This is a genomic window from Coleofasciculus sp. D1-CHI-01, assembly GCF_040218875.1.
Taxonomy (GTDB): Bacteria; Cyanobacteriota; Cyanobacteriia; order Cyanobacteriales; family Coleofasciculaceae; genus Coleofasciculus.
On the sequence record NZ_JAVJQP010000050.1, the window covers coordinates 34,576 to 61,153 of the forward strand.

The window sequence follows — 26,578 nt, forward strand, 5'->3', positions numbered from 1 at the left end:
GATCGACTGTCTATATTTTTTGACTATACCTCTAGAATGCCTAAATACCCCTATTATTGCAAAACTGATTTTTCTATTCAGCAATTAATAGCGCTTTCTCACCCTTTATGTTCCCACAAAAAAGACTGTATTTTTTGGAATACTAAGCTAATCAGAGACTCTCTTTAAAATAGAAATATTTCTCATCTAAATCATGAAAATCTTATTTTTAGACCAGAGTGGCAAATTAGGGGGAGCTGAACTCTCCCTAACAGATTTAGCAAAACCTTATCGACATCACTGTTTAGTGGGTTTATTTGCCGACGGAACCTTCAGGGAGTTATTAGAACACCAGCAAATTCCTGTCCAAGTTCTCACTACTGAACCCATTCGAGTGAAAAAAGATAGTGGAATTTTTCAAAGCTTAGAGAGTATGAATTCTCTGGTGCCACTGATCATCAAGGTTACCCAAATAGCCCGCGATTACCAACTCATTTACGCTAATACCCAAAAAGCCCTAGTTGTTGGTGCATTCGCCAGCCTTTTTAGCCATCGTCCTTTAGTTTATCACCTCCATGATATTCTTTCTCCCGATCACTTCAGCCTGACTAACCGTCGTATTGCTGTAACCTTAACCAATCGCTTGGCATCGTTGGTTATTACCAATTCCCAAGCCACTCAAACCGCATTTATTGCAGCGGGAGGACGCTCAGAATTGACGAAAGTTGTCTATAACGGCTTTGAACTCAACTCTTACAAAACTCAGGCGAATGACCCCAATCACATCAGAAAAAAACTCGGATTAGATGGGCAATTTATTGTCGGTCATTTCAGCCGTTTGTCTCCCTGGAAAGGACAGCATATTTTACTGGAAGCCTTGACACAATGTTCCCCAGAGGTAAGTGCTATTTTAGTGGGTGATGCCCTATTCGGCGAACAAAACTATGTCCAACATTTACACCAACAGGTTGCCGAATTAGGACTAAAAGAACGAGTTCAGTTTTTAGGGTTTCGTTCAGATATCGTCCCTCTAATGAAAGCCTGTGACTTAATCGCTCATACCTCAACAGCACCAGAACCTTTCGGGCGAGTGATTGTCGAAGCCATGCTCTGTGAACGCCCGATTGTTGCGGCGGCAGGGGGCGGTGTTATTGAACTCATTGAAGCCGAGAAAACCGGATGGTTATTCTCTCCAAATAATTCCCCGCAACTGGCTCAAATTATCACCACCTGTCGTAATCAGCCTGAACGAGCAGCAACGATGGCTCGGCAAGCCCAGAGTCAAGCTAGTCAACGTTTCAATCTCAACACCGTCAACCAGCAGATTGCTCAGCTACTCGACCGGGTTATCTTTACTCAATCTTTAAATTAAGCAGTGTCTTTGTAAAGCTAAGATGAATTTTTCGCCATCGGTGCTTATACCTGAAACTGGGTTCTGGATATTGGGATTAAAATAAATTATACTTTGTTGAAGTTATGTTAAAAAATCTTGTAATATCTCTTATAGTTATAGGATTCTAGTATTTAGAGGAAGCCATTTGTGAATAAAACAAGGCAAACCATAGCAACCAGTACTGTTAGTGTTGGTATAGCACTAACCTTAACTTTACTGACCCCTAATTCCGCTGACGCCTTTAACCAAAAGGATTTGGATCAGCTCCTAGAAACGAATGATTGCCGATTTTGTGACCTGAGAGATGCGGATCTGAGTGGTACTGAGCTAAGTGGCGCTATCCTCAGTGGTGCTGACTTAAGTGGTGCCAATTTAGCTGAGGCGAATCTGAGTGGTGCTAAACTGATTGATGCTCAACTGATTGGCACTAATCTCAGTGGTGCAAACTTGATTGGTGCTAATCTAATCAAGGCTTTGCTGAATAAGGCGAACCTATTGGATGCTGACTTGATGGGAGCTACCCTATTTTTAGCAGATCTCCAAGATGCTGATCTGATGGGCGCTAACTTGATGGACACTAACTGGATTTCTGCCGTAAACATTACTGAGAGTCAGCTTTCCTTTGCTCGGGAATTAAGCGGAATTACGTTACCCGAAGAGGGTAAACCCACGTTCTGCCAAGGAGAAGAAACCCTTAACGGAGCAACGGGTTCTCTAAGTTCCCAACATGGATTTCCCTTTGTCGAAAACTATTCGACTTGCTCTTGGCTGATTCAAACCTCTGAGCAGATGAACGCTGTCGCCTTAGATATTCCTGATCTATCGTTAAATAATACGGTATTGGAAATTTTTGATGGCAATAACTCGACCAACTTACTTGCCTCGATGACTGGAGAGGTTGATAGTGAAACCCTGATGTTTCCAGTCGAGTCTTTGTTGGTTCGTTACAGCGTCGATTTTTCGCCCAATACATCAGGCGTTGAACTTAGCTACGCCGGTATAGAGATTTCCAGTCCAGATCCGACAACATCTGTCCCGGAACCCAGTAGTGCGCTGGGATTCGGATTGTTAGCGTTATCCGGCTGGACGCAATGGAAACGCTTTGGTGCCAAACATAAAGATTTGAGCAATTAGGTAAGCTGTTCGGCATTTAAACCTTAATATCAATAATGGCGAAAGCCTTGTAGTGCGTTAAGCGAAGCCATGCCGCAGGCTTTGCATCTTGCTCGCTACTAATACCCAATTTAAATGCATGACAGCTTAAGGCTGGCTTTATAACCTTTAATCATCCTTAAACCCTTTATTGGTCAGGGTTTCCCGTTTTCACGGAGCCAGTCCTATGGAATGGAAAACCCCTTCCCTGTCTAGGTTTCAAGTCATTTTTGCCGCAGTTTTTGTCTCAGCCCTCTTAACCTCAGCTTTATTGCCAAGGGGGGTTTTTTAAAGATTGTGTGAAGCTCAAGTCCCTATTCATAAAGTTTTGATGAAGATTGAGGGATAGCTGAGTCTTCAATTTTTTATGGTGGTAGTATAAAGCAAAGGTAAAGTAAATACTCGTATCCACTTAATCAAAAGGATAATTATGGCTCACAAGTTAAAGTTTGCGATCGCGATGGCTGGTGCTGTAGTTGGTTTGACTGCACTCCACGCCAACCCAGCTCAGGCGGCTGTGATGAAAACCATCGACTTTGAAGAATTCGAGCATGGCGATGTTGTCACTGGGGTGATGACTGAGCACGCTACTCTTGGCGTGTTTAGTCAGGGGAACGTCAACCAAAATTTCCCGAATGCCGGGGAACCTCGTGACTTGATGATCTTCGACACAGACTGCGGTCCAGGAGTCGATTGCTCAGCTGATTCGGATTTGGACTTTGGCAATCAGTTTGGCAAGGCTCTGATCATTAGTTTTGATAACAATTCAGATACACCCAACGATTCCCAGGTTGGTGGCGTAATCACTTTCGATTTTAATATGCCTGTTATCTTTAAGGGCTTTAATCTCTTGGATGATGAAGAAGAGTTTACGAAGGTGTCTTTATTTAACGGAGCGAACTTAGTCCAAGAGATTGATGGTATTGTCGGTCCTGGAGACAATCAGGCAATCTTTGTTGATGGTTTCACTACCGCCCAAGTCACCCGTGTTGAAATTGACCTACCTGGCAGTGGTGCAATTGATAATATTACCTATAATAAGGTTCCCGAACCCCTGACCATCCTGGGTTCAACGATGGCGCTAGGATTTGGTGCCCTGTTTAAGAAGCAACAATCCAAACAACAAAAGAAAAACTAGCTTTAAGCAGAAGTTTCCTCCAGCCTTAAACCGATCTCTTGTCTTTTGCCAGCATAAGTAGTCGGATAAAAGTCAACGGTACTGTGTTAAGTTTTGTAGAATTCCGCGATCGCGAAAATGTAATGATTGGGAGTTTTTAGGAAACTTGACATAGTTGACTTTTTCTGTAAGACTACAGCGTTTCCCGGTCTGGTGAGGTACTATACCTTGGGCGCAAGCCTTGCAAATTCTTGCGCCCCTACAAAGAAATTCCCGATCTTACCATCCCGAAAGATGTCAAACTCCGACTCCCTGTGGCGGAAGAATCACCCGCGCTTTCAGCCGGGTGAGTGTTAACGAATTATAAACTATTCTAACGAATATAATTGTTTTGCATAAAACCCATTGCGGAAATTTGAGTTGCCGTAAAAATGGGTTCAAAGGAATTATCCAGTAAGCTTTCGTTTCAAGTTACGGAAATTTATTTTCTGGCTAGACTCTAGATGCTCATCGATTGCCAACTCAATCGATTATCAATGCTTTTTTGAGGTGTATTTCTTGTAAACAACAGGGTGTAACATGGACTTCAAAACTACAACTGAATCATTTTTGCTTTCAGGAACCGATACGGAAACCGAGCCTGCCTATCTGGGATTAACTGAAAATGAAACGGCAGAAAACTCCACGGCATCGACAACATCTAGTCATGAATTGGAGACATCTCTCACCGCCCTATCTGCCAGCGAATGGACAGATGGCTTGGTGGTAAATACCCTGATACCTTCAGATTCCACCATTGAGGATGCTGCTTTAGATTCATCCACCGATCTCTCGCCAGACAATGTGACCTTAGTAGGTACCTTTGACGACTCGTTGACGGGGACAAATTCCTCGAAAAAGTCGGAACAGGGAAATGCTCTGTCGAACAAAGATAAAGAAAAAGAAAAAGAAAAGAAAGAAAAAGATAAATTAAAAAGTTTGTTTTCTGCCTCCAAACTCGCTGAAATTACAGGCGACGCCAGGATAGTCCGTGTTAACGTTGGGGGTTCAGAAAACTATCTCGATAGTCAAGGTCAGCTTTGGGCGGCAGATAGTAACTTTACTAGAGGAAAAAGTGGGAAATCCTTTAAAACATTACCCAAAGTTACTGGGACAACGGATTCAGTCCTGTTTCAGTCGGGGCGTCAGGCAGAAGAGTTTGAGTATTTATTTGCTCTACCCAATGGCGACTATGAAGTGAGGTTAAGTTTTGTCGAAACTCCCTATGTTCTTGAAGCAGATCAACGAGAGTTTCAGGTAAAAGCCAATCAACAAGTTGCCCTGGATGAAGTCGATGTGATCCAGGAAGTCAAGGCGAAGAAGGAAAAGGCTATTGATACAATTGATGGCATTGTTAAAGATGCAAAGCAGAAAAATAAGCTCAATCTGGGCAAAAACAAACTGCTGGAAATAGAAGATGCGGTTAAGGGATTAGAGAATGACAAAATCAAAGGATTTCTCAAAAAAGGAAAATCTAAAAATAAACTAGAAATTGAAGAAGCGGAAGCCCTGCTTCAAGCTGTTAAAGATAAACCAGAAACCAATACAGCCCTAACCCAAACATTTAAGGTAAAGGTCAAAGATGGGTTTCTTGACTTAAATTTCAAATCTCTCAAGGCTGAAGCCGCCCGACTTTCCAGCATTGAAATTGTTCCTGATCAAGAGAAAGGAAATAAGAAAGATAAAAGTGACGACTCGCTCTTGCCAGTCGCCCAAACCAACACCTTAACCTTGGCAGACGAGCCACTTTTGCCAGTCGCCCAAACCAATCAATTAACCTTAGCAACCGCTTCGGCTAACCAGCCAACAGCATCAGCCGCTCAAATGGCTACCCCAGGAATACGCATCAATGCTGGGGGAGGAGATTATACCGATAGTGCCGGAAATCTTTGGCAGGCGGACGATTATTTTACGGCTGGGAATACCTCTTTATTCAATGTTCCCATCACTGGCACGGTGGAAGATACTCTCTATCAAACAGAACGCTACCAAAACACCTTCGGGTATGAGATTCCCGTCGATAATGGCACCTATACGGTAAACCTACACTTTGCCGAAAATTTCTTCAATTTAGCCGGACAACGGGTATTTGATGCCACCGTTGAGGGTCAGTTACTTAACGACAATTTAGACATTGTATATGCGACCGGGAACAAGAATACAGCGTTAATCACATCTGTTGCTGGTGTCAACGTTAGCGATGGTATCCTGAATATCGACTTGGCTGGTGTGGTTGACAAAGGGAAGATCTCCGCCATTGAAGTATTAGCCAATCCCAGTACCGATACTATCCTGCCAACGGCTAACCTGAATGGGGCAGATGTCACCCAAGAGGGGGGAACGGATTACCAATTTGAGGTGATCTACTCCGATAACCAAACCGTTGATCTGTCCACATTGGACAATAATGACCTACTCATCACTGGACCGAACGGATTTAGTCAGTTAGCCACTCTGGATAACGTGAAGTTGGACAGTAATGGCACCCCAATGAGCGCCATGTACAGCATCCTCGCTCCAGGGGGAACTTGGGATTCGGGAGACAATGGCACTTATGACATCGCCCAGCAAGCCAACCAGGTGATAGACACCAGCGGTAATGCGGTGTCATCCGGTTCTCTAGGCACCTTTAACGTCAACGCCACTCCCCCAGCCCCCACAGATGTTCGGATTAATTCGGGGGGAGGAGACTATACCGATAGTGAAGGTAACCTTTGGTTAGCCGATACTTATTTCACCAACGGCAATACCTCTGCAACGGGTGCTGCCATTGATGGCACGGTGGAAGATACCCTGTATCAAACGGAACGCTGGCGGAAAAACTTCGGGTACGAAATTCCCGTCATCAACGGCACCTATGCGGTAAACCTACACTTTGCCGAAACGTTCTTCAATTTAGCCGGACAACGGGTATTTGATGCCACCGTTGAGGGTCAGTTACTCAATGACAATTTAGACATCATATCAGTAACTGGAGCGCAGAATACAGCCTTAATCACATCCCTTTCTGGTGTAAATGTTAGCGATGGCATCCTGAATATTGATTTTGCTGGTGTGGCTGACAAAGCCAAGATTTCGGCGATTGAGGTATTAGCGAATCCCAGTGCGGATACCCTGGCTCCAACCGCTAGCCTAAATGCGGCAGATGTCACCCAAGAGGGGGGAACAAATTACCAATTCAGCGTCACCTACGCCGATAACGAAGCCGTTGATTTGTCCACATTGGACAATAATGACCTACTCGTCACTGGACCGAATGGGTTTAGTCAGTTAGCCACTCTGGATAACGTAAAGCTGGACAGTAATGGCACCCCAATGAACGCCACTTACAGCTTCCTCGCTCCAGGCGGCACCTGGGATTCGGGGGACAATGGCACTTATGACATCGCCCAGCAAGCTAACCAGGTTATAGACACCAGCGGTAATGCAGTGTCCAGCGGTTCTCTGGGAACCTTTGACGTCAACGCCGCTCCCCCAGAACCAACGGATATCCGGATCAATGTGGGGGGAGGAGACTATACCGATACTCAAGGTAACCTTTGGTTAGCCGATACCCACTTCACCAGCGGCAATACCTCATCAACCAATGTTGCCATTGATGGTACGGTAGAAGATACCCTGTATCAAACAGAACGCTACCATAGCTCCTTCGGGTACGACATTCCTGTCGTTGACAGCACCTATACGGTGAATCTACACTTTGCCGAAATTTACTTTAATCAAGAAGGACAACGGGCTTTTGATGTAGCGGTTGAGGGGAATCCGTTCCTGAATAATTTAGACATCCTCTCGGTGACTGGGACAAATAATACCGCCTTAACCACCTCCCTAGCTAATGTTACTGTCACCGATGGTGTCCTTGACCTGGACTTGAATACTCTGGTCAATAACGCCAAACTCTCAGCCATTGAGATCTTAGCGACTCCCACCCCCGATACCATCGTACCCACTGCTAGCCTAAGTGCGACTGATGTCACCTACCGGGGTGGAACCGAGTATCAATTCAGCGTCACTTATTTCGATAACCAAGTCATCGATTCCACCACACCGGACAATAACGATATTCTCGTCACCGGACCGAATGGGTTCAGTCAGTTAGCCACCTTAGAGACAATTCAGCCAGATAGTAATGGTTCTCCCTTGAAAGCCATTTACAAATTTGCTGCCCCTGGTGGAAACTGGGATGGGACAGACGATGGCACCTACGCGATCGCTCTGGAAGCCAACCAAGTCAGCGACGCCAGTGGTAACGTTGTCGCCAGTGGCACTTTGGGCAGCTTTGATGTTGCTGTCGCCGGGACAGCACTCCCGCCCACCCTCGTCAACTCCGGCGGACCCGACTACACCGCTGTTGATAGTCGCCTTTGGCAAGCCGATACCTACTTCGTGGGGGGTGGTACTAATGCCATTGCCGCGACAACGGATATCGGTAATACCTTTGACGACACGCTGTATCAAACAGAGCGGTGGCATAACAACACCCTGTCTTACGAAATTCCCGTCCCTGAACAAGGTACTTATACCGTAAACCTAGATTTTGCCGAAATTTACTGGGCTGATGCAGGGTTGCGGGTATTTGATGTCATCGCTGAGGGGAATTTAATCGCCGATGATCTCGACATTTATGCTCAGGTGGGTGGCAATGCTGCACTGAGTATTTCCGACAATGTGGGCGTGACCGATGGTGTTCTCAATATCGATTTAGTCGGTGTGGTAGAGAAGCCGAAAATCTCATCCATCGAAGTTGTCAAGGAAGAAAACACTCACGCGGGTCATCCCTTTCTCCATGTGGTGATTGATGCTCCAGAGTATGCCATTGACTATAACGGAAATGGTAGCGAACAGGTCTCCTTGTTGGGCAATGAATCCCACACCCATGAACCCGGTAAGGTGTTGACCAGCTGGACTTGGGAAAACGGGGCAACGGTTTTAGGCACAGGGGAAGACATTCAGGCGAGTTTGGGCGTTGGTGCCCACACCGTCTCCTTGACCATTGAAGATAGCAATTCACCCCCCGATCATCTCACCGATTCAGTGGATCTGAATATATTTCCCATCAACGCCGTCGGTGGCGTATTAGTCTCCTACGATCTAGATGCCGATATAGACAATCTCACCGCCCCTGAGTTTCAGGAAGTCCGACCCCTGACGCCACAAGATCCGAATGATTTACTCGATGGCACCTTGCACCTGAAGGAAAGTGGTTCCTTTGGCACCCTAGGCAGTTCTCCCTACTCCAACCAAGATGTAGCCGTACTATTCAAGGGAAAATTTGCCCCCACCACCGCAGGTGATTATGATTTCACCGTTAATGGTGGCACTGATAGCGATATCTATATCAATGGCAACCTGGTCACGGGTACAGAAACCCTAACCGCAGCAACAACCTATGACTTAGAAGTTCGGGTGGCTCGGGCAGCCGGGGAAGTTAATCCCATCGAAGTCCTAGCATCAATTGATGGTGCCCCACCCGCACCCCTGCAAGGAACCAGTCTGACTCACGACCAAACCAGTCTAGATCCCTTCATCAATCCCCCCACCGACAACAGTGTCTCGACCTTTGGGGGTCAAATTCTCACCCTCGAGGGCATTGCGTTTTGGGAAGGTGATGCCTCCGATCAAGTCACAGTTCACTGGAGCAACACTACGGCGGGCAACAATACAACGTTCACTGAACCTGATATTCAAGTGAATCAGGGGGAAATCACGTTTACCACACCTCCTGGAACCCTAAACGACATCGTTAACGTAAAGGTGGAAACGCCCAATGGGATGAGCAATGAAGTTACCTTTGTTTATGCTGAAGGAGTACCACCAATTAAATTCCTGGCTGAACAACAAACTGGTGCCACGCCATTCGGACCCACTCAGGCAACCTGGGGACCTGATGGCAGGCTCTATGTGGGAGCGATTACCGGCGCTATTGAAATCTACACCTTCGATGATAACTATCAGGTAACCAATACCCAGACCGTTTCCAGCATTGCTGGTCTAAGCAACAGCAATATTCTGGGAATCGCCTTTAATCCCTTTGATGACCCGGCTGAGTCCCCTAAAATCTACGTCGCCCACAGTGAACTCTTTGCCCATAATGGGGGTCAAGGACCGGTCACTGAATTTTCACCCTACAATGGTCAGGTTTCCATCCTCGAAGGACCCAACTTTTCAACGGTAACGCCTTTAATTACAGGACTACCCGTCTCTAACCACGACCACGGCATTAACGGATTAACATTTGATAATAATGGAGACTTGCTCATCGCCGTTGGCGGAAACACCAATGCCGGAGTCGCCGACAACAACATTGGTGGTCTGCCGGAATCTCCGTTATCGGGGGCGATTCTGAAAGCCAACATCACAGACCCGAATTTCAATGGCACGGTTGAGTATGAGTTGACTCCCGGAGAAACCGCCCCCAGTGGCTTTGATGCCAATGACCAGGTATACGGAGAACTCGTCAACGTGGTTTCTGGGGTCGATGTATCCGTGTTTGCCAGCGGGCAGCGAAATCCCTTTGACATTGTTTGGACAACTCAAGATAAACTCTACGGCACCGATAATGGGGCAAACGCCAGCAGTGCGTTTGGTCCAGCTTCTACTGGAGCTAACACCGAAAAGTCGATCACGGGTCAACCCGATGAAATTAACCTGTTGATTGAGGGGAACTACTACGGACACGCCAATCGCAATCAGGGTCGTTTTGATCCTCGGCAGTATGTTTGGTACAGTCCGAATGATACAGGGGACTTTACCCCACCGTTAGGGACGGTAGCCTCCTCAACCAATGGGATTAGTGAATACCGAGCCACGACCTTCTTAGGAGAGATGCAGGGCAACCTATTGGCTCAGAAGTGGAATGGCACCCTCTACAACGCGGCTCTGGCTGCCGATGGCTCCTTTGAATCCTTAGAGACGATCATCAATGTGCCAACTGCCCTCGATGTTTTGCATGGTCCTGGGGGCGCTATTCTGGGCATCGATTTCACGGACGACCAAATTACTGTTTCCCTACCCGATGATCTGGCGGCTGTCTTCGATATGACAGCCTATGATATCTTCCCCTGGCGCTCTCCGGCTGTGGGTGGTGCGACGTTCACGATTGGTGGGGCAAACTTCGACCCTGACCTTGCCAATACCACGGTGACAATTGGTGGTCAGACCGCCATGCTCACCTCTGTCTCTGCCAATCGGATTCAGGGGATTATCCCTGAACAAACTGCCCCAACGGGTGGGCTACTTGATGTGGTGGTTACCAATGACGGCGCAACCTCCACCATACCCGATGCCTTTGTCTACTTGAGTAGCACCTTGGCATTCGGTGATACGGAGTTCACGGTTAATGAAGATGGCACCGCTGTGGCTCAGGTCAGCGTTACCCGCACTGGCGTGAGTTTTGGTGCGGTTAGTGCGACACTAAGCCAAACCGATGGCACAGCCACCAGTGGTGTGGATTACACCAATGCTCCGATCACCGTATCCTTTGCTGATGGGGAAACCGGAACCAAAGTGGTGTCGATTCCCATCCTCGAAGATACGGAAGTTGAAGGCGATGAGATCATCAACCTGCTACTTGATAGCCCTAGCTCATGGGCAAGGATTGGGGCGCAGGGTGAAGCCACACTGCGGATTTTGGACAATGAAGCCTTGCCAACGACTACGGCATCGGCTACATTTACCATCGATCCCCCGGCTGCAAGTATCAACGGTAGTACCTTTGGCTCCGGTTCCTTCCAAATCACCAACACCTCAACTTCGGGTGAGAAACTTGACCGGGTTGTGATTGACTTGAGTTCCAGTATTCTGCCTGATTTAGTCTTTGATCCCAATGGCACTGCTGGCGACGCAGCCGCCAAAGCCTTTACGATAGATAGCGACTCAGGCGTGGGATACCTTTCGCACACGTTGCTCAGTTCCCATGACGGTGGTTTTGATGCCTTGGAAATCCTATTCAATGACTTTGATCCGACAGAAACATTAACCTTCTCCATTGATGTTGACCCGACTAGCATTAAGGGGTTGCCACAACCCGGACCAAGCGATTCGGCTGACGTTTCTGGACTGGAGTTAACGGGGACTCAAGTGCGAACCGACTTTGATGATGGCTCAACGTTGGTCGGAGATACCTATCGGATTCCCAATAGTGTCGATGGGTCTCAGGTTACACTCCAATCGGACTTGCCCGGTCAACCTACGATTTCAGCCGTAGGACTGTCCTCGACACGAGCCAAGGTGTCCAATGAAAATCAGACCATCCAGGTTACAGGTCCTGCGGGTGCTGAGGTTATGTTGCTGGTTACAGAGGCGGCATTGTTTACTGAGAATGGCGATGGCAATGCATTTGATGTAGACCCATTTGAGGCAAACAGTATTATCGCTATTACTGAGCAGTCCGCTACCCTTGACGGGACTGGAACTGTGGACATTCCTGTCACCTTGACCAAATCTGATCCAGAAGGAGGACTCAACTATATTGTTGCTGTGGTGAAATATTTAGATGGCACCACGAGTCCGCTTTCTGACACAATCATCCTCGAACTTCTGTGATCATGGCTTAACTCTAGATAAGGCAGAAGGCAGAAGGTTCTAAGGAAAAAGTAGCCAAGGTATAAAGGGGGTTCCAAATGCGGGTACAACCCCCTTTTTGCCACGGTGATTAAAATCGCTGCTGCGCGGAGTGGATGATAAAGCAGTTCAATTCTTTCCTACACCCCACACCCTACACCCTACACCCTACCTACTATTCAATTATTTTCTCCAATCATCGCCGTCAAGGGTAAAATTGCCGCAATTTGCTCCGTTGACATAGTACCCAAAGAATTTAACGCCACATTAAATAATCGTCCTGGCTTCAAGTCATCTTTGACCAAATTCCAGAGGCGTTGTACTTCTTCAGTGTGCAATCGGTCATCTTCCGTCAACGCCAACAATACTTGACGCCGCAAAAATTGTCCTTCTTCAGATAACAGATATTGCAATCCTAGTTGCGCTGTGGGGAGTAAATCAAAGTTATCATCCGATCGCGCGATCGCAATCATATTCTCTAACCGTTGCCATTGGAACCTACCATCCTTGAACAACACCTCAATCAACCGCCGCCGCATAGCTGGGGATTCACCTTTGAGTAGACGTTTGGCGACGTAAGGATAAGATACTTCAACAATTTTGAAATCTGGATTCAGGGTTAATGCCAACCCTTCCTGAGTCACCAAAGACCGAATAATCAGGGCAAACTTGGCGGGCACTCGGAACGGATACTCAAACATTAACTCGGAAAAACTATCCGTAATTGTTTTAAAATTAAAGTCGCGTACACTTTGACCTACGGCTTCTCCCAACACTCGTTCTAAGGCGGGAATAATTGGTGTGATGTCTGTATCTGGAGTTAAAAAGCCGAGGATGACAAACTTTTTCGCTAATTCAGAATAATCTTTATTGATTAAATCAATAACCGCGCTGACGATAGTTTCTTTGGTTCCTTCCTCCAATTGATCCATCATGCCAAAGTCAATATAAGCCATGCGACCATCGGGCATAGCAAACAAGTTACCGGGATGGGGATCAGCGTGGAAAAAGCCGTGTTCTAAGAGTTGACGCAAACCCGCTATAACGCCAGTTTGAATCACTTGGTTAGCATCAAGTCCAGCCGTACAAAGACTTTTAGTATCGGTTAACTTACACCCATTAATCCACTCTAAGGTTAAGACCCGGTGGTTACTGTACCTCCAATAAATGGTCGGTACTTTGACACTGGGGTCATCACGAAAGTTACTAGCAAAGAGTTCCGCATGACGACCTTCGTTGACATAATCGATTTCTTCAAACAACTTAATGCCAAATTCATCTACAATTAATGCCAGATCATGACCCAGATTCAGGGGAAGCCATCGGGATAACCAGCCGGCTGACTTCCGCATTAAATAGAGATCCAGAGTTAGGTATTTGAGTAGGTTAGGGCGCTGTACCTTAACCGCCACCTCTTCCCCGGTATAGAGATAAGCATGATAGACTTGACCGAGACTCGCCGCCGCGATTGGATCAGGGGAAATTTGGCGATAGACTTCACTCACCGGACGCTCTAACTCTGACTCAATAATCGCGAAGGCGGTTTTATTGTCAAAGGGTGGGAGTTGGTCTTGTAGCTTAATCAGTTCCTCTAAGAAATCTTTGCGAACTAAATCCGGGCGCGTGGATAAAGCTTGTCCAACTTTAATAAACGTCGGACCAAGGCGAGTCAGAATGTGTCGCAGTTGAGCCGCACGTTTAAACCGATTCCGCTCAACTTGGTTACGCCACTCGTCCCACTTGAGACCCAGAATAAACTGAACAAAGTTCCAGATAATCCTTAACGCCCGCCAGAGAACCACCCAAGGGCGATAGCGGTATTTAGCTGCGATCGCGTCTGGATCATAGCGCCGTCGGGGTTGAATCTGCTCGGCTTCAAGATAATCAACTTCAATGTAATGCTGACTCACAGCGATTTATTGCCTCTTACGTAACAAACTAGAAAAGTTTATTTATTTTTTTATCATTTTGTTAAGTATATTCTAAGTGATCCTACTTAGTCCAGACCACAACAGCGCTGAGAGGAAGTGGGGAGAGTCGAGAAGCTGACGTAAAGCAATTCGGCTGAAACCATTACCATATAAAGCTTTCAGTAGCTATTTGGGTGTTCCTAGCCGATGTGGGATTGGTTGGTACCGCCTTTCTGGGAGAATAGAATAGTGATCGCGTTGAGAGGCGATTGCGATCGTTTTTTATCGAGCGACGCTCTAGTCGTTGATTGGGTTGGAACACTATTCCAGACAACGAAATCCTTTTTCGTTCTTCAGCTTGCCATCGAAACTAACTGTTTGAGTACAACCCGCTTGATGGTCAATCGCTCCGATTAAATAATCCGAAAAGTCAGCGCTACCTTTTTTATATCGCTTTAAGGCTTGATAAACAGTAGAACGGTTTTCAAATTAAAAAGCCGAACTATGTAACATTGCTTCTAGGGTATTGATAATTTCATCTTTATGGAACCTGTAGTTGCCTCCTTTGAGAACCCAAACCAACTCGCAAAGGACAATATTGGCAATGAAGCAGGGCTGGTTTTGTTGAATCAGTGTGACGGCTTGTTGCCACTGCTGTTCGTCATCTTGGGTAAGGTAGCGAACTAGAATGTTTGTATCAAGTCCAATCATTTGCTCCCTCAGAGATGGCAAATTCCATTTCTTCTAGGGTAGATTTCCTGATCCCCGTTCGGTGTAAAAACCCGGATAATTCTTTTACAGAAACATTAAGAGGAATCAGTTTAACGTGACCGTCTTCATCAATAACAAAATCAATTTTACTGCCACTACTGAGTTTAAGGTAGTCCTGAATTTCTTGAGGAATCGTAATTTGTCCGGTATCGGTGACTGTTGTACTGAACATGACTAGGAGTTTTGATTCATTTAAGTCCTTCAATTATTATAATCCATTTGGATACCCTCGGTTGCCTTCGCTACGCCTTACTGACTAAGTAGGTAGGCACATAAAAGTTAACGGCTTTGATTGTCATTGACCCACTTGCGACTATAGTAGAAAAATAGAGATGAGTCGTTGGATAGTGTCGGATGGATGCGCTCGTTGTTTGGGGGGTTGCCAATGCGGTTGGGTTCGTCTTTGGGGATGTCCTCAAGGAGTTGGCGAGGGGAACCTTAGAGGATTATACAAAAGATTTCTTCAAAGATCGCATTAAAGCCTTACCGGAACGCTTCAACAAAGAACCTCTGGTGAAAGCCGTGGGTAAAGCCCTAAAGGAATTCTTGCAATTGGTACAGGAAGAGTTGGAAACCTGGGGGTTGAGTCAAGATGAATTGAAACCCTATCAGGGGGCGTTAAAGACATTTATTCACAACAAGGCGGTTAAGCAAGAGTTAAGTCAGGCTTTTGCTGAGGGGTGTCGTTCTCTGGATGGGTATACCTTCGCCCAAACCTGGGAAACCTTGCAATTGCAGCCATTACCAGCGGAATTTGATTGGCAAGCGATTACTCAGCAGTATCTCAGACGAGTGAAAGCAATCTGTCGAGAGTCTGATGAATTGCGAATAATTCTCGATTCCCAGAACTTAGAAGCCATTCGAGACAATAGCGACGCGATCGCGGGGATTATCCCAGATTTTGACTTACGCCAGTATCGGGAAAGTTTAAAAGAATTCTATGGTTATCTCAAACTAGAAACCTTAGATCCCGGTAGCTACAAATACCCCATGCGATTATGGCAGGTATTTGTCCCTCAAACCGCACGGGAAGCCATGCCGCTTTATGATATTCCTAGAGATTATCTGAAACGGTTACAAGATGCGAATCAGCTAGATGAACAGATTTCCCCAGAAGAATTGGAACAGTATCGGGAAACCTACTATCGACAGCCAATTCGTTCCGTATTAGATATTCTCCATCAACCCAATTCCCCCTACATCGTTATTTTAGGTGATCCAGGTTCCGGGAAATCCACGTTAGCCCAATATGTGGCGCTAGATTGGGCAGAGAAACCGACAAAAACAATTCCCCTGCTGATAGAATTACGGAATTATGCCCGCGATCGCACGTTACCGAAAACCTTCTTGGAGTTTATTCATCAGGGGGCGGCGGCGATTTGTCATCTGAATCAACATCGCTTGGATGAAGTCTTAGAAGCTGGAGATGCATTTGTCTTATTTGATGGGTTAGATGAGATATTTGATCCCGTTGCTAGAGATACACTCATTACTGAGATTATCCGCTTTACGAATCAGTATCCAAACGTTCGAGTAATGGTAACCTCTCGGATTATTGGGTATAAAGCCCAACGATTACGAGATGCCCAGTTTCATCATTTTACCTTACAAGACTTTGAAGCCGAACAAATACAGGCATTTGTGCAGAAATGGCATGATTTAGCCTTTGGTAATCAACCGGATAAACCCCGACTGCAAAACCGTTTACAACGGGCAATTAATGAGTCCCCCGCGATTCGGGAATTAGCTGGAAATCCCTTATTGTTAACCATGATGGCAATTTTAAATCGTAATCGAGAATTGCCACGAGAAAGGGCAGAACTTTATGACGAAGCGTCGCGGGTTCTCCTCCATGAATGGGATATTGAGAAAGGATTACCCCCCAATGAAAAACTGTCCCCAGACACGATTACGCGGAAAGAAAAACAGGCGATGTTGCGGCGGGTGGCGTATAAAATGCAAGCTGCACCCCAAGGGTTAGCTGGGAATTTAATTACTGTGGATGAGTTGGAACGGATTTTAGCGGGGTATTTAGAGACACTGCAAGAAGTGGAAAAACCGCGAACCGTTTCTCGGTTAATTATTAAGCAATTACGGGAACGGAATTTTATTTTATGTTTCTCTGGTGCCGATTGTTATTCATTTGTCCATCGCACGTTTCTGGAGTTTTTCTGTGCGTGGGAGTTTGTCTGGCAGTTTAAAGAGAAACAGACGCTTTCGATAGACGAACTTAAGATAGAGGTATTTGGCAAGCATTGGCAGGAGGAGAGTTGGCATGAGGTACTGCGGTTAATTGCGGCGATGATTGATGAGCAGTTTGTTGGGGAAATTATTGATTATTTAATTAGGCAGAATGGGAAAGCAGCTAAGTTTAATAATTTATTTTTAGCGGCTAAATGTCTGACAGAAGTCAGGAGTCGTTCCCAGATTAGCCAAACGGCGAATCAACTCCTGAACCTGCTCAAAAAATTAAGCCAGTGGGGAGATTACAAACAACTTAATCAAAAACAATTTAGCTTAATCACTGACATTAGGATTCAAGCCGTAGCAACGATTGCATCAACATGGAAAGAGGACAGCAAAACTTTACCTTGGTTGGTATCTCGTCTGGCTCAAAATGATGTTCTTTCAGTACGCCAAGTTATTCTACAGGAAATCATTAAGGGTTGGAAAGAGCATCCTGATACATTTCGACTTTTAAGACATTGCGCTCAGTCTCATAAGAATTCGGATGTGCGACTGGCTATCTTAAAAGAGATAGTTAAGGGCTGGAAAGAGCATCCTGCTACCTTACCTTGGCTTAAATATTGCGTCTATTCCGATAAATCTTCCAGGGTGAGAGAGATAGTGTTGAAAGAGTTAGTTCAAAATTGGCGTTTATCTGAATTAGCTCGTGGTGGCAATGATAATTTTGAGCCTTTAACTTTTCTCAAAGCATTTGCTCAGTCTCATGGTGATGCAATCGTGCGAAAACTATCTCTACAAAAGTTAGTCCATGACTGGAAAAATGACTCAAATACCGCAACGTTTCTCAAAGCCTGCGCCCAGTCAGATAGCGATGCAGCTGTGCGAAAATTTGCTCTAAAAGAGTTGGCTCATGGTTGGAAGAATAACCTTGATACCTCAACATTTCTCAAAGCCTGCGCCCAGTCAGATAGCGACGCAGCTGTGCGAAAATTTGCTCTACAAGAGTTGGCTCATGGTTGGAAGAATAACCTTGATACCTTAATTTTTCTGAAGTCATGCGCCCAGTCAAATAGCGATACTTTAATAAAACAAACGGCTCTACAAGAATTGGCAGTTTACTGGAAAAAAGACCCAAATATTAATAATTTTATTCTCAAAATACAAGCTGAGTCAGATTGTGATGCAATCGTGCGAAAAGCGGCAATACAAGAGTTGGCTCATGGCAGTAAGGATGACCCTAATGTTTTAACTTTTTTAAAATATCGCGCTCAGTCAGATAGAAATGTAACAGTGCGACAAACCGCCATGCAAGAGTTAGCTCGTGGCGGAAAAGATGATCCTAAAATATTAACTTTTGTCAAGAATTGCGCCTTGTCAGATACTGATAAAAATATGCGAAAAATTGCTCTAGAGGAATTAAATATTAATTGGGGAAATGACCCAAATATCAGGATTTTTATTCTCAAGATAAAGGCTGTAGCAGATAGGGATGTAGCTGAGAAAAAAATGGCAATACAAGAGTTGGCTCGTGGTGGGAAGGATAACCCTAATATTTTAACTTTTTTAAAATTTCGCGCTCAGTCAGATAGCGATGCAACAGTGAGAGAAACGGCAATACAAGAGTTGGCTCGTTGCGGGAAGGATAACCCTGATATTTTAACTTTTTTAAAATCTCGCGCTCAGTCAGATAGCGATGTAGCAGTGAAAAAAACAGCAATACAAGAGTTAGCTTATTGCGGAAAAAATGATCCTGAAACACTAATATTTATCAAAAGATACGCCTTGTCAAATACTGATGAAAATATGCGAAAAATTGCTATAAGAGAATTAGATCTGGTTTGGGGAAACGACTCAAATATTAAGATTTTTATTCTCAAGATAAAGGCTAAAGCAGATAAAGATGTAGTAGCAAGAAAAACAGCGATACAAGAGTTAGCTCGTGGTGGGAAGGACAACCCTGAAATTTTAGCTTTTTTAAAGTCCTGCGCTCAGTCAGACAGCAATGCAACAGTGCGAAAAATGGCAATAAAGGAGTTGGCAAGTAATCAAGAAAATAACAATAATTTATTTAATGTTTTGTGTCACTGTGCTGTTAAAGATACCTTTGATATTTATTGTGAAGGCTTGTGGTTAGATAACCCTCGAAAAACTGCACTTGAGATCATTGTAAAACAATATCCTCACCATCCCCAGACACCAAAATTATTACGAAACCGGATAGCGAATGATCCAGATCCCAACGTGCAACGCTTTGCCCGCGAACAATTAAATAAATTAAACCAAAAAGATAAACGCGATCGCACCCCACCCAAAACGCCAAAATAACCCCTCTGCGAACCTCTGCGCTACCCTCTGCGCCCCTCTGCGTTACCCTATAAACATTACCGAATTCACCCCTAACTTTTAAACAATGATCACCTCAACAACTCCCACAACTCATTCCCAACCCATCTCCCTAGACGACTGGTTGGAAAATCCCCCAAATAGTACAGAATGGGTCAATGGAGAATTAATCGAAAAAAATGGCATGACACTCAAACATAGTGAAATTCAGGGTAACTTGTACTTTTATTGGAGAAGTTATAAAGACTCTAGTGGACAAGGAGGAAAAGTATATACAGATGTTCCTTGTCGCACCAATAAACAAGGGCGTTGTCCCGATGTCGCCTATCTTCCCCCAGAACTCGTCAGCCAATATGGTGATGCAAAAGTCCTCCCCCGAAGTTTTCCCCTGAGTGCAGAAATCGTTTCCCCCACGGATTTAGCTGAAGATGTGATTCTCAAAGCCCAAGAATACTTACAATCAGGGGGTAAGGAAGTTTGGTTAGTTTTTCCAGAAAGCCGTTGGATTATTATCGCCACTCACAACCAGAGATTGGTATTTACTTCTGGGGAAGTGGTGAGTACACAAACTGTTTTACTCGGTTTCACTATAGCCGTTGATGAACTATTAGCCTAGAATGGCTCAAATAATTTCTATTTCAGTGTTGACAAATACCGTGGTTTTGTGGGAGACTTACTTCATAATGGGAAAATATGCCAGCCTATAGGGTCGATTTTTATCCCGATTCAATACAACAATTGGCGGAAATCATGGGTGGAAGCTTATCCCATCAATAAGAGCGCAAATTGTCCTAACCTTGAACAACGTATCGGAATTAGTTAGGGGCTGCTGAATAAGTCTTGTGGTGGGGATAGGGAACGGGGAACAGGGAACAGGGAACAGGGACCAGTTTCAGCTACTGGCTACAGCAAAATTTTCGGATTTAAGCGAGGAAAATGCAAGCATTTTCAATACCCAACCCCAAAAACCTTGCACTTGCTGGGTGGAAAAATGGCTGAAAACCCTTGTATAATGTAGCTTCCAAATTAATTCAGCAAGCCCTAGTTAAAGCATCAAAACCCGTCACAAATGGGGATGCGATACGTTCTCTTCGGAACAGGCTCCGCCAACGCGCTTTGGTCAATCCATTCCAGTTATCGTCCAATTTAGGTAATTTTCAGCATTCAATTATCCCGATGCAGCGACAAGATAAGAGGGCGCACGTCTATGCGCCCCTACAGTTTCTGGGTATAAGATGAACCCATTAGGAGAGTTTTGGGAAAATAATTTCTATTTCAGTGTTGACAATAAAGCAGGGCAGTTTGAGTCGCACAACTTTTCTGTGAAATCAGTGCTAATAAGCTCTCACGCCCTACCCCAATCTCTCCAATAAATCTGTGAAATCAGTGTTTTGACCAATGACAAATCAAGACGACTTCGCTTCTAGGCTTTCTAGACGGCTTTTAAGTTCCTGATTCTCTTGCTTAATCTGATCGAGTTCTTCGCGAAGCTGTTTAATCGCTTTGTCTGAACCCACCTGTTTCTGCACCTTTTGAATCGCTTCTTCCGCCCGACGACGCACACGCCCATCCGGTGTTTGATCACATAGCGATCGCAAAACCCCAATCGCCTTAACAGTCTCCATTTGAGATAATGCGGAAACCACCGCCACTTGAGTCAGGAAGAACGATTCCCCCGATAACGCCTCTAACGCCTCTAATATCTCCTCTAGCTTATTCGGGGTTTGACCTGTGGAAATGGTTCCTAAAGCCCGAATTGACGCCAGTCGTAAGGGTTGAGGAACACCCAGCTTAGTGTACTCCATAATTACATCTAGCGCTTGGGGTGAAGACTTCATCTGACTCAATCCCGCGATCGCACCCGAACGCACGACTTCATTCCAACCCGCACGTTCATTGAGAATTGTAGTTAATAATTGCAGCACTTCCTCTGCTTTATCTTTCATACTCCCAGACGCCAGTTTACCCAGCACCTTCGCCGCCGATGCTTCCACGTAATAACTCGCATCTCCCCCTTCTAACAGATGGTTTAAGGCTTCATAGCTTTCTACCGTTTTCACCTTACTCAACGCTTCAACCACCGATCGCCGTACCCGCGCATCTTTATCCTGCAATCCAGCCACTAAAGCAACAGAGGCTTGATCCAGTTTGACTTTTGCTAATTGTTTGGCGACTTCGACACGCACACCCCAGAAGGGATCATCCGTCAAGGCTTGGGCTAACGCCTGAACCACGTCTAACCCTCCCTTCTTCACTAACGCTTGGGCGGCGTAAATCCGGGAAACGGGGTCAGGATCATGCTTTAGCTGGGCTTTTAGTTCGGCTAAAGGATACTCCAGCGTCACCGTTTTTAAGTAATTGTTCCCCGCATCAAAACTAATAAACTGGGGCTTTTTCTCCAAGGGGAAATAGAAACTCTGTTCCCGTTCATGGATGCGAACCTTAAACGTTTTCAGAGGGGAATCAGCATCAGTGTAACCAAAGGCGATGGGAATTTTTAGGTCAAATAGCTCGTTTTTACTGCCATTTTTCTTATCCTTCACTTGGGTTTGAATCACAGTCACTTTTGCCAACTGACTGTCCCCATCCCAGGTGTAGCTAACTTTATAGTCGGGATGACCACCTCGGAAGACATATTGATCAAACAGAAACAGCAGATTTCGACCTGTGGCTTTTTCAATTGCCCGTAATAGGTCAACCGTTTCTACAGTATTATGAGCATTATCTTGGACAAAGGTTTGGATGGTTTTCCAGAATAACTCATCCCCCAATTCGGCTCGAATTATATGATAAACACAAGCCCCTTTTTCATAAAGGTGGCGGTCATACAATTCAATCGCTTCTCGGTAGATGTGAGTAACAATGGGACGGCGATAGCGGGACGTGTCTTCCTGGATGTAGCTGCGGGCTTCATTAAGTAGATAATACGCCGCATCATCTTTACCATACTCCTGTTCAGTCCACAAAACCTCCGTATAGGACGCCATTCCTTCCTTAATCCAAGCATGGGACCAATGCTTAATCACCACCAAGTCACCAAACCATTGATGTGCCAATTCGTGGGCGACTAAGCTTTCGGTACGCATACTATCAAGCGCCGCCCGTTCATCGAGTAAGCAGCGATCGGTAAGTAGGGTGGTGGAGGTGTTTTCCATCCCCCCAAAGATAAAGTCATCAACACAAACTTGGGCGTATTTAGGATAAGGATAGGGATAGCCAAAGACATGACTATAGAATTCCATCATCTGGGGCGTCTTACCCATACTGCGCCGCGCATCCTCTTCCCGCCCTTTTTCTACATAATAGGTAACAGGTTTTCCTTGCCATTCATCGCGAATTTCGGCAAAGTCACCTACTGCTAGGGTCATTAAATAGGTCGGATGAACGTGGTTTTGTAACCAATGATAGGTTGTGCGATCGCCCTCTTCTTGAGTTCCGATCAGTTCCCCGTTGGATATGGCGATCAAAGGTTTAGGAACCGTGACGCGCAGTTCCGAACTCGCTAATTGACCCGGATAATCGAAACAGGGGAACCAGAAGCGGGAGTCTTCATCTTCTCCCTGTGTCCACACCTGGGTGGGTTTGTTGGGATAATCTTGGCTAGGAGTAATGAAATAGATACCCCGTTGTGGCTGTTCAACATGATACGCGATCGCGATTTTTACCTCTTTCCCCGCTTCAGTCGGGTTGAGAACCTGGATCTGTAGTTGTTCCCCGTCACAGTCAAAGGGTTGGGATTCCCCATCAATCTGCACTGATTCAATCGTCAGGTTCACCGCATCCAGGACAAACTGATGGATATCATTCCGCACTGGCGTTAGGGTAATGGTACAACTCCCTTCTAAGCGCTGCTTGGGGATATCCAAGACCAAATCTAGGAAAATATGATTCACTTGTCCCGGGCGATCGGGGTTGTAGTGGGGTCTAGCACCGGGTAATTCAAAGGACTTGTGACCGTTTTGATCCGAATCAAAATAAGACTGTGGCATGAATTTGTCAAACGTTAACAGAAGAACTACAGGTATCTCTTCCTTCCAGGTTAGCTTGTCTCCCCGACTCCCAGTCAATGCGAATCCAGCGTTTTAACTTAGAACTCTCTTAACTTTAAACAATCACGGCTCAAAAAATAAGTTTTCGTAGGGTGGGTTAGGCGGTGTTTTTATCAGGACAATAACTATTTAATGAAATATCCGCCGTAACCCACCACTATTAGAGGACGTTCGGCACCATTGTAGAGACGTTGCATGCAACGTCTCTACATAAATGATGGGTTAATACGTTCCCCCTTTAAGCGGACACAATGTAATCCGAATCAATCGCACTCACTTTATTCTCATCCACTAATGCCTGATACACCATAGCCGCTACCTCACCACGAGTAGCCGCTTTGGTTGGATCGAGTTTTTTGACATCAGGATGATTCACCACAATTTGTTTTTTCGTGGCTGTGGCAACTTCCTCCTTACCATACTCCGGAATATCATCGCTATCCTCGTAAAAATCTAAGGCATTATCATCGGATTCTGATAATTCTAATCCATTCACCAAAGACACCACAACCTGAACCCGTTCAACATTATCTCCTTGGCGGAACATATCACCGGGATAACCAGACAGAAATCCACCGCGATATGCTTTTTGAATCGCATCCTTTGCCCAAGACTTATCACTAACATCCAGGAAGTTCTTGGCTTCCCGTTTAGGTTCAGGGTCAAAGGCTTTAACCAATAACGCTGCATATTGGGCGCGGGTCATTTTGTCATTGGGTTTAAATGTACCATCGCCAAACCCGCTAATTAAGCCTTTGTCGAGTAATCCTTCAATAAACGGTTTTGCCCAGTGCTTTTGAATATCGGGGAAGGTTTTAGGTTGCTCATCATCGGGAGTAGCGCTAACAATATAGTCTGAGTTAACTGTACTCACCTGATTCCCATCAACCAGCGCCTGATATACCATAGCGGCTACCTCAGCGCGGGTAGCATCTTTGGTCGGATCAAGTTGTTTGGTATCCGGATAACTCACCACGATTTCTTTCTTCGTCGCCGTGTTGACTTCATCTTTGGCATAATCGGGGATAGCGGCGCGATCGCTATAGGTACTCAACACCGTTCCATCGCTTGCTGATAACCCCAATCCATTCACTAAAGACACAATCACTTGCGCCCGTTGCACATTATCATTGGGTTTAAAGCTATTGTCCGGAAAACCCGATAGGAATTCGCCGCGATAAGCCTCTTGAATCACATCCTTTGCCCAGAAATCATCAGCAACATCGGTGAAATTTATCCCATCCCGTGTCGCTGAAGGGTTGAAGGCTTTAACTAATAACGCCGCATATTGAGCGCGGGTCATTTTGTCATCGGGCTTAAATGTACCATCTTTAAAGCCACTAATTAATCCTTTGTCGAGTAATCCTTGAATAAAGGGTTTTGCCCAGTGGTTTTGAATATCGGAGAAGCTATCCGGTGGTTGACCTCCATCATCACCGTCACCATCATCTCCACCGCCACCATCGCTGATACTACCTTCAATTTGAACTGTTCCACTCACTTGATTACTTGTCAACGCATTGCCCCAAGAAACCAAGGTATTTTTGCTGGAGTTGAGAATCGCAAATTTGCCGTTGTTGCGAAAAATATTATTACCCGGATCGTCTTGGCTTTTGCCTAAATCAGGCTCAGCATTACCGGTTACAGCAATACCGTATTCTTCATTATCTTCAATGGTGTTATTTCGCAGGATGGGTTTAGCATCGACAGAAATTCCCACTCCGAAACGGTTTTCGGTAATGAGATTATCGACAACTCGCGGCGTCGCCTCGCCATCAATACTAATACCGTAACCGGCTCCTTTACAAGTATTATTTTTAATTTCTCCTTGAGCCTTTTTAGTAAACGAGATGCCATTGCCACCGTTATCAATAAAGTCATTTTCAACAACCTTAGGTTTAGCGGTTCCGGTAGCTAAAACCCCTTCGCGATCGCATTCAGTAAAGGTACAGTTGGTTATCGTCGGATCAGTCGATTCAATCCAAATCCCTGTGCCGCGTGTGGCTTTATTCGTCACCGTGACACCGCGCACTTCTGTTGTATCTTCCAGTAAAAAGGTTATATTTTGTTGAGCCAGCGTGGGGCTAATATACTCGCCATTCCCTTCAATTACAATACCATCGCCTTTATTCTGTTCATTGCCGACAAGTTTAACCCCGGATGGGACTTGCAGTGGGAAAATCTCGCCACTCGTCGCATTATAGGTTCCCGCCGCCAGTTGGATAGTTGTATCGGCTTGGGCTTGTTGCAGGGCTTTGGACAAGGTTTTAAAGGGAGCAGATTGGTCACCCGTCGCGCTATCGTCTCCGGTAGCGGGATTAACGTAAAGAGTTTGAGCCATAATGTAATCTATCTATCGAAACAATAATGGGAGTAAGCTGTCATGCATTTAAATTGGGTATTAGTAGCGAGCAAGATGCTCGCACTACAAGGCTTTCGCCGTTATTGATATTAAGGTTTAAATGCCGAACAGCTTATTGACCAGAGATAATGGTGAATGTTTCCCAGGGTAGGCTCAACTTGTAGCAAAAATCATCCTTCATTAGGATGAAATCTAGCTACTCACGGTTCCTGAAAAAGACCTACTTTTCACCTTCAAATCACCTTCTCCACTTAAGTTGAGAGACGTGCGGGTTAAGGGGTTTCTGCCAAACCGGAGTCAGCTTGCTGATCAGACGGTTTGTTAGTCAGGGCTGATTTGCAATTGGCTGTGCTGGTTTAGGATGAGGATGATGAGTATAGCTTGACCTCCCGGAAAACAATGGCGTTAGAACCCTGTAAGGTGTGTGGTTCCCTAACTAGCACGAATGATGAAATTTGCATGATTTGCGGCTATCCGGCGAAAGGACGCCCGAAGACGATTTGGTTGAAGTGGATGGCGCTGATTCTGGCGCTGGCTATTGGTTTACCTTTAATTATCGCTACGTTTCAAAATCTAGTCAGTTCAGAGACGCCGATTCAATCCGTACCCTCTGAAAGTCAGTAATACCGAGTTGCGCTCAAACATAGTAGATAGGAAAAGCTGGGGGAGCTGGGGAAGCTGGGGGAGATGGGGGAGATGGGGGAGCTGGGGGAG

Annotated in this window: 11 protein-coding genes and 1 pseudogene; 7 read left to right on the top strand and 5 right to left on the bottom strand. The window is 45.4% G+C overall.

Annotation, left to right across the window (positions count from 1 at the left end):
- Positions 1-193 precede the first annotated feature (193 nt).
- From RIB93_RS09550 to RIB93_RS09565, 4 genes are all read left to right on the top strand, one after another.
- A complete protein-coding gene (locus RIB93_RS09550) occupies positions 194-1,351 on the top strand; it encodes a glycosyltransferase (protein WP_446372567.1) in 1,158 nt (385 codons plus the stop codon).
- Positions 1,352-1,519: 168 nt separating this feature from the next.
- Complete coding sequence (locus tag RIB93_RS09555) at positions 1,520-2,506, top strand: pentapeptide repeat-containing protein (RefSeq protein WP_446372569.1); 987 nt, start codon at positions 1,520-1,522, stop codon at positions 2,504-2,506.
- Positions 2,507-2,954: 448 nt separating this feature from the next.
- Complete coding sequence (locus tag RIB93_RS09560; RefSeq protein WP_446372571.1) at positions 2,955-3,662, top strand: PEP-CTERM sorting domain-containing protein; 708 nt, start codon at positions 2,955-2,957, stop codon at positions 3,660-3,662.
- 558 nt (positions 3,663-4,220) lie between these two features.
- Complete coding sequence (locus tag RIB93_RS09565; RefSeq protein ID WP_446372572.1) at positions 4,221-12,224, top strand: malectin domain-containing carbohydrate-binding protein; 8,004 nt, start codon at positions 4,221-4,223, stop codon at positions 12,222-12,224.
- 197 nt (positions 12,225-12,421) lie between these two features.
- Here RIB93_RS09565 and RIB93_RS09570 read toward each other — a convergent pair whose 3' ends face one another.
- The 3 genes and pseudogenes from RIB93_RS09570 to RIB93_RS09580 form a co-directional block, all read right to left on the bottom strand.
- Positions 12,422-14,152, bottom strand: coding sequence for an ABC1 kinase family protein (locus tag RIB93_RS09570; RefSeq protein ID WP_446372573.1), 1,731 nt, complete (start codon positions 14,150-14,152; stop codon positions 12,422-12,424).
- Between the two features lie 321 nt (positions 14,153-14,473).
- Positions 14,474-14,863: pseudogene (locus RIB93_RS09575) on the bottom strand (PIN domain-containing protein).
- A complete protein-coding gene (locus RIB93_RS09580; protein ID WP_446372633.1) occupies positions 14,850-15,095 on the bottom strand; it encodes an AbrB/MazE/SpoVT family DNA-binding domain-containing protein in 246 nt (81 codons plus the stop codon). The pseudogene RIB93_RS09575 and the gene RIB93_RS09580 overlap by 14 nt, the downstream one beginning before the upstream one ends.
- Before the next feature lie 182 nt (positions 15,096-15,277).
- On the opposite strand from RIB93_RS09580, the gene RIB93_RS09585 reads away from it, so the two are divergent.
- The gene (locus tag RIB93_RS09585) at positions 15,278-19,435 is read left to right on the top strand and encodes a HEAT repeat domain-containing protein (RefSeq protein ID WP_446372574.1); all 4,158 of its coding nucleotides are present in this window, start codon (positions 15,278-15,280) and stop codon (positions 19,433-19,435) included.
- A gap of 85 nt (positions 19,436-19,520) precedes the next feature.
- Complete coding sequence (locus RIB93_RS09590; RefSeq protein ID WP_446372575.1) at positions 19,521-20,069, top strand: Uma2 family endonuclease; 549 nt, start codon at positions 19,521-19,523, stop codon at positions 20,067-20,069.
- Positions 20,070-20,859: 790 nt separating this feature from the next.
- Here the strand turns inward: RIB93_RS09590 and RIB93_RS09595 are convergent.
- Together RIB93_RS09595 and RIB93_RS09600 are read right to left on the bottom strand one after the other, a co-directional pair.
- Positions 20,860-23,442: a M1 family aminopeptidase gene (locus tag RIB93_RS09595; protein ID WP_446372576.1), complete on the bottom strand. Its 2,583-nt coding sequence runs from the start codon at positions 23,440-23,442 to the stop codon at positions 20,860-20,862.
- 298 nt (positions 23,443-23,740) lie between these two features.
- Positions 23,741-25,843, bottom strand: coding sequence for an S-layer homology domain-containing protein (locus RIB93_RS09600; RefSeq protein WP_446372577.1), 2,103 nt, complete (start codon positions 25,841-25,843; stop codon positions 23,741-23,743).
- A 402-nt stretch (positions 25,844-26,245) separates the two neighbouring features.
- Between RIB93_RS09600 and RIB93_RS09605 the strand changes: the two genes are divergently transcribed.
- Positions 26,246-26,488: a hypothetical protein gene (locus tag RIB93_RS09605; protein WP_446372578.1), complete on the top strand. Its 243-nt coding sequence runs from the start codon at positions 26,246-26,248 to the stop codon at positions 26,486-26,488.
- Positions 26,489-26,578 lie beyond the last annotated feature (90 nt).